This window comes from Bartonella sp. CM31XJBT (genome assembly GCF_028618555.1).
In the GTDB taxonomy this organism is placed as follows: domain Bacteria; phylum Pseudomonadota; class Alphaproteobacteria; order Rhizobiales; family Rhizobiaceae; genus Bartonella.
This window is the reverse complement of record NZ_JAQITD010000047.1, coordinates 1-6,251: the sequence shown is the minus strand read 5'-3', so window position 1 is coordinate 6,251 and position 6,251 is coordinate 1. Positions and strand designations below refer to the sequence as shown.

Sequence of the window (6,251 nt, the reverse complement as noted above, 5' to 3'; positions counted from 1 at the left end):
CAGAAAGTGATATGGCTTTTGCTGCACGCCTTGCAGAAGAATATGATGCGGTAGCAAAGCCCGTTGATGGCAAACTGGTGCTCGCCAAACGGGGTGAAGGCAAAGCCATCACCGGTGAAACACTCCCCATAGTTGTTATCCATGAAAAACATTGCACCTCTTGGGATTTTAAATACAGTGCGCGTGATGAAGCAGGTGCAGCCAATGGCTTAGAAACAGATGTGGGAGATGACCAAAAAGCCGCGGCTGATGCACGAGAACCAGAAGAGATTGATGATGATGAAAACTTTATCCATATGGATAACAGTGACAGAGCATCATCATCTGAATCAGAAAAAGCAGAAAAAGAATCGGAAAAGCAAGAAGAAGACAAAGAGAAAAAAGGCGGTGTTCTCGCAACCTATCATGATATCCGCAGTGGTGAAAAAAAAGAAGTCAAAGTTGGTAATCCGCCGTTTCATGAACTCAAATACACCTACCATAACCAATCAGAGGCTGTTGCAGCCATTGCTGCTTATCGCAATAAATCATCTCGTGGGAAATCTTCTTTCTCATGTGATATCGGTGGTGATCCGTTTGTGCAAGCAGAAGCAAAGCTTGTTCAAGAGCCCCCTTTCCGCCCCTATATTCCAGCAGAATGGCGCATCAAAAGCGTTAAACACAAACTTGATAAAACAGGTGGTTATACCACAAAAATAGATTGCGAGCTTTTTGATGAAACCCAAGAAGACACAGCTGGAAACGTTGCAAACACCACACCAGACAAGGATGATACCCTTGATCCAAACGCCCCACCAGACGCATGCGACAAAGGCGAAGGCGTCATCCATATGGATGAAGAGGATAGATAAACAAAGCTATTTTATGATGATAAAAAGAAATACTATTTTTATTTTACTATTCCTAAAAATACAGCTAAACAGCGTTCAATTTCTACCATTTTATCTGCATGAATGGAGCCGAAAGCTGGACTAACTTTTTCACATCTTACCGTCATAATCTTATCAATCATGACTTGCGAAGGTTTTTGCAAACCATTTTTAGCGGTTGGCTGAATCGTAATGCGGAGTAATGGCGCATCAACAAGTGTGCTAGTAATGGGTAAAACCGTTACACTTGTATGCTCACTGAATTGATTAGCTTGAATGATTAACGCAGGTCTTGGTTTACCAAAATCGCCTTGCATAGCTATTGTGACGAGAGATCCACGCATTATTCTGTCCAGCCATCAACATCCATTAAAGATTGATCCATCAACAACTGCATAGATGTATCTGTTTTATCCATTTTTGCGACTAAGCGACATTGGCGTCGGCACTCTTCTGCAAAGTTCGGTTGGCGAATATCTGGTACCCAAATTTGCATTAAACGCAAACCTGCTTTTCTTTGTGCGTTGCGATGTTTTTGAACGCGTTCATTGACGTGCATTGTAGCCATAACAAAATCTCCATTATGTTTCATGTAACGTATAACACAGAAAAAAGTTACATGAAACGAGATTTTTAATAAAAGGCAATAATTGCAATTTTAAATATTCACTCATCCCCGCCTTGTGTGGGGCTTTTTTATGGAGAAGCATATGCGAAAAATATCATCAGAAGGGCTAGCACTTATCAAACAATGGGAAGGCTTGCGTTTAAACGCCTACAAAGATACCATTGGTGTGTGGACAATAGGTTATGGACATACAAACAATGCTGGAAAGCCTTTTATTTACGAAGGCATGACCATCACGGAAAAGCAAGCAGAAGAACTTCTTTGTCAAGACTTAAGACAATTTGAAAATGTCGTTGAACGCGCTGTTACAGTTTCATTAACGGATGAACAATTCGCGGCGTTAGTGTCGTTTTGCTATAATGTAGGAACAGGAGCCTTTTGTAACTCGACACTGTTAAAAAAGCTCAATCAAGGTGAATATGAAGCTGTCCCTGCCGAGCTACAGAAATGGACCAAAGCAGGCGGTAAGCGTCTTGAAGGTCTAGCACACCGGCGTGCAGCAGAAACAGGCTTATGGGCGAAAGGGGCTTTTGTTTCCTCCAATTATCAAACAGTAGAAACGCAAGCACCAACGGGGGTTTTCAAAGCAGAAGCCCTTGCACCGATTATTGGTTCTTTTTCTGGGCTTGGAGGCTTATTAGCAGGAAATGGACCAATCCAATGGGCATTGGCCACCATTATGATTTTAGCTGCATGTGCTGGCATTTTCTTTGTTGCTAAACGCTTTCAGGAACACCGTTTATGATCTTATGGATGAAAAGAAATCTGATGGTAATAGGCGCGGCTCTAGCCGCTTTTTTTATGGCTTTGGCAAAAGCTTTCACCCTTGGAAAAAAGGCAGAACAGCAAAAGCAAACAGAAAAAACCTTAGAGGCAGCAACAACACGGCTTGAGGTAGAAAATGAAATTAATCAAAAAAGTGATGCTGATGTGCGTGCTGCTCTCTCTGACTGGTTGCACGACAAATAAATATGCTTCTTCTTGTGTTGGTTGGTTGCCAATTTATTTAGAGAGGCAAGATATCAACGTCATCAGTTCCAATTTAGCAAGAGAGATCTTAAAGCATAACAAGCAGGGCGAACGTGTGTGTGGATGGAAACATGGCTAGGAAAAAAACAAAAGACGATATAGAACTTACAGAAGGAGAAAAAGAAATACTTCAAGAAATTATTATGACCTACAAAAGTATAAAAGTGATGTCACGTTATACGAAATGGATTGTACTCATTATACTCTTATTAGCGCTTGATTTTTCACGCCTTATAGATGCTGTAGGAAATATTTTTACACAAAAACCAAATATCCGACTCTAAATACATTCTGAGATGTGCGAAAATCTTTAGAAAATGAATTCTTAATTTTGCTCGTCTCATGGAGACGATAGACAATGTCTTCTTCCATTTAAAACAGTGGATTTCAAAGAATTAATCTTTGAATTAATTGTTTCATGAATTTAAAGCTTCTAATAAACTGTATTTGATATGAACAGCTTCGAAATTTTAATCCTTTAAGGATGAAGAGGAAGTCAAATCTTTGTAAAACGACACAATTGATTGTCTTTTATAGATTAGAGTGGATAATGAAAACAAATTTAAGTGGCCGCGTAAGAAATACATCTTTACCAGAAAATCATGCTCTACTGCCTCTTTTTGAAGCAGTTGTAAATTCTATTCATTCCATTGAAGAAATAGGAAATGATTTTTCCTCACGCTACATTATAGTTTCAGTCATAAGATCGAAGCAAGCTTCACTACCACTTGAAAAAGATACTGAAAAACGAAACAAAACACAAATTATAGGTTTTAAAGTAATCGATAATGGTACAGGCTTTAATGATAATAATTTTCAATCATTTGAAACTTTAGACTCAGATCATAAAATAAAAAAAGGTTGCCATGGTATAGGACGACTTTTATGGCTTAAAGCTTTTGATAATATAAAAATCCGGAGTATTTATGAAACAGATAGAGGATTAAAAGGGCGTGAATTCTTATTCGACGCTGTTCAAGGTATAAAAGCATTACACGAATTTCAAGATAATTGTATAAAGAGAGAAACTGTTGTTGAGTTAACAGGTTTACAACAAAAATATAAAAATCATATTCCTAAAAAATTACAATCTATCGCAAAAGCACTCTTAGAACATTGTCTCTGGTATTTTGCAAGAACCGGTAGTTGTCCCTCTATAACTATTGAAGATGATTCAGAAAAGATATTATTGAATGATCTATATGAACAATGCATGCATGGAGCCATTTTTAATGAAAAAATAATAATAGAAAAGTATAACTTTTCTATTATGCATATTAAATTTAGGTCCTTACCTTTAGAAAACCAGGCTTTATATTTTTGTGCAGCCAACAGAGTTATCACAAAAGAAGGATTATCTCATAACATTCCTGGTATTCATGCAAAACTGCAAGATGATATAGGTGAATTTATCTACTCTTGCTACGTAAGCTCTCCTTTTTTGGATGAAAGAGTACGTGCTGAAAGAATAGGCTTTGATATTCAAGAAAATACTGAAGGGTTACTAGAGAAGATAGAGATATCATTTGATAAAATACGGAAAGCTGTAGTCCCTAGTATTCAAAAATACTTAGATAAAGAATTAAAGCAAAACATTCAAAACAGTAAGAAAATAATTGAAAAATTCGTAGCTGAAAAAGCACCACGTTACCGTACAGTTCTAAAACATTTAACTGAAAATGACTACATAGCTTCTCCCTCAAGCTCTGACCAAAGCTTAGAGCTTCTCCTTCATAAACATCTTACTAAATTAGAAGAAAAGGCTTTAAAAGAAGGTCATGATATTTTGCAAGCTGAACAAAACGCAAATTATGAAGAATACTTAAATAAAGTTAGCGCATATGTAGAAACTGTAAATGATCTTAATCGCTCTGATCTAATAGGTTACTTATGCCACAGAAAAGTTATCTTAGATCTTCTAGAAAAGGCTTTAAAGAAAAGCGATAAAGGCTACGCTAAAGAAAATGTTATTCACAAACTCATAATGCCAATGAAGTGTGATTCCAATGACATTTCTATGGATAATTGTAATTTATGGTTAATAGATGAAAAGTTAGTTTTTCATGATTATTTAGCTTCTGACATCTCATTGAAAGAAATGCCTATTACAGGTTCTACAGAAGATAAAAGACCTGATATATGTGCCTTAAATGTATATGACAACCCTATATACGACATTCCTATTTTAATATCAGACGAACAGCCTATGCAATTGGCATCTCTTTTTATAATAGAAATTAAACGCCCAATGAGAGATGATGCACAATCAGGAGATAAAACAGATCCTATTAAACAAGTGTTTGATTATCTAGATAAAATTAGAATAGGTAAAGTAAAAACATTCGATGGTCGTCCTATAAAAGACTCTCTTGATATACCTGGTTATTGTTATATTATCTGTGATTTAACTGATAGTATAAGGAAATGTTGCAAAAACTCGAATTTAAGAATAACAGGTGATAACATGGGGTATTTTGGATATAACGAAAATTATAAAGCTTATATAGAAGTGATTTCATTTGACAAGCTTGTAGATAATGCCAAGAAAAGACATCGGTTATTTTTCGATAAGATGAATTTGCCAATAAAATGATTTATCCCCTCCCCGCTTTTAAAGCGGGGAAAAAGAGATTATATCGTAATCTATCCGCTAATCGTTTAAGTGTTTCTTAGATACCTGACTCGACAATAGACATATTATCAAGCCTCTCCTGATATAAATGCAGCCCACTGTTCCAAGAGAACACGCCGTTGCTCTAAAAAGTCTGTTCGCATATAAGCCTTTGTCACTGAACTCCCAACTGAATGGGCAAGAACAGTTTCGGCAATCTCAAATGGTGTTGACGTTGTTTCTGCTATCCAATCCCGTAAGCTTGAACGAAAACCATGGGGACGATAAGTCAAACCACAAATTGTCATATATTTTGCCATGGTGGCATCAGAAATGGGGTTGCCTCTAAGACCAGAAAAGAGAAAACCATTCTTTTCAAAGGGGAGAGTTTTTTCAATAACTCTCAAAGCTTCATCACTTAGTGGCACGCGAAAGTCTGAAACTTTCCCTACAATACCCTTCATATTTTCTTTTGGTATAGTCCATATCTTTTTATCAATTTGTTCAAGACGCAAATAGCGCAATGGATATGACCGTACTCCAGTCAAAATCAAGAGCTTCAGTGCTAAATTTGAAAGGATCTTATCATCCAAGCTTTGATAAAATGCCGGAACCTCTTGCCATGGCATAGCAGGAATATTTGTTGATGTCGCACGTGGTTTTCCTAAAAGCGCGCGTGCCTTCATACAAGCCTGTAGATCAACATCTAAACCAAAAGCCGCAGCATATTTCAAGCAAATATTGATACGGTTAAGTGCTTTTCGCGCTGTGTCTGCTTTTTCATGCCAAAGGGGTGCGAGAACATTGCGAATGATATTGGCTGTTAATTTTTCTATAGGTAAATTACCTATGTGTGGAATAACGTGCAACTCTAGTGGAGAAAACCAGCGGCCGTTTTTACCTTCATTTTTCAACTCTGCTTTTTTGCTTTCAAAAGCCGCTTTTGCAATTTCTTGAAAAATATTGCTTTGCTGTTTTAAAATAGTCTGTTCTCGAAAGACAATAGGATCATTGCCTTCTTTAAGAATATCACTATAATATCTTGCAAGCTCACGCGCTTCTTTTAAAGAGAGTTTTGTAACAGGACCAAGTCCCATTTCACGGCGCTTATTGT

General features: G+C 37.0%; 8 protein-coding genes and 1 pseudogene. 6 read left to right on the top strand and 3 right to left on the bottom strand.

Annotated features, from left to right (window positions below):
- Positions 1-851: pseudogene (locus PVV63_RS09760) on the top strand (late control protein); the annotation flags it as partial.
- A 38-nt stretch (positions 852-889) separates the two neighbouring features.
- Here PVV63_RS09760 and PVV63_RS09755 read toward each other — a convergent pair.
- Both PVV63_RS09755 and PVV63_RS09750 read right to left on the bottom strand, forming a co-directional pair.
- Complete coding sequence (locus PVV63_RS09755) at positions 890-1,213, bottom strand: type II toxin-antitoxin system PemK/MazF family toxin (protein WP_273791686.1); 324 nt, start codon at positions 1,211-1,213, stop codon at positions 890-892.
- A complete protein-coding gene (locus PVV63_RS09750; RefSeq protein ID WP_273791685.1) occupies positions 1,213-1,437 on the bottom strand; it encodes an antitoxin MazE family protein in 225 nt (74 codons plus the stop codon). Before PVV63_RS09750 ends, PVV63_RS09755 begins: the two co-directional genes overlap by 1 nt.
- Positions 1,438-1,579: 142 nt before the next feature.
- Here PVV63_RS09750 and PVV63_RS09745 point away from each other — a divergent pair, with 142 nt between their 5' ends.
- The 5 genes from PVV63_RS09745 to PVV63_RS09725 all read left to right on the top strand — a co-directional run bounded on the left by PVV63_RS09745 (position 1,580) and on the right by PVV63_RS09725 (position 5,119).
- A complete protein-coding gene (locus PVV63_RS09745; protein ID WP_273791684.1) occupies positions 1,580-2,242 on the top strand; it encodes a lysozyme in 663 nt (220 codons plus the stop codon).
- Positions 2,239-2,466 (top strand): hypothetical protein, encoded by a 228-nt coding sequence (locus PVV63_RS09740; RefSeq protein ID WP_273791683.1) that lies wholly within the window; start codon positions 2,239-2,241, stop codon positions 2,464-2,466. Before PVV63_RS09745 ends, PVV63_RS09740 begins: the two co-directional genes overlap by 4 nt.
- Positions 2,399-2,605 (top strand): hypothetical protein, encoded by a 207-nt coding sequence (locus PVV63_RS09735; RefSeq protein ID WP_273791682.1) that lies wholly within the window; start codon positions 2,399-2,401, stop codon positions 2,603-2,605. The genes PVV63_RS09740 and PVV63_RS09735 overlap by 68 nt, the downstream gene beginning before the upstream one ends.
- Entirely contained in the window at positions 2,598-2,810 is a 213-nt protein-coding gene (locus PVV63_RS09730) for a hypothetical protein (RefSeq protein ID WP_273791681.1), read from the top strand. The genes PVV63_RS09735 and PVV63_RS09730 overlap by 8 nt, the downstream gene beginning before the upstream one ends.
- Positions 2,811-3,076: 266 nt before the next feature.
- Positions 3,077-5,119, top strand: coding sequence for a hypothetical protein (locus PVV63_RS09725; protein ID WP_273791680.1), 2,043 nt, complete (start codon positions 3,077-3,079; stop codon positions 5,117-5,119).
- 107 nt (positions 5,120-5,226) lie between these two features.
- Here the strand turns inward: PVV63_RS09725 and PVV63_RS09720 are convergent.
- Positions 5,227-6,251, bottom strand: a 1,025-nt coding sequence (locus tag PVV63_RS09720) for a site-specific integrase (RefSeq protein ID WP_273791679.1), incomplete at its 5' end; no start/stop codon positions are given.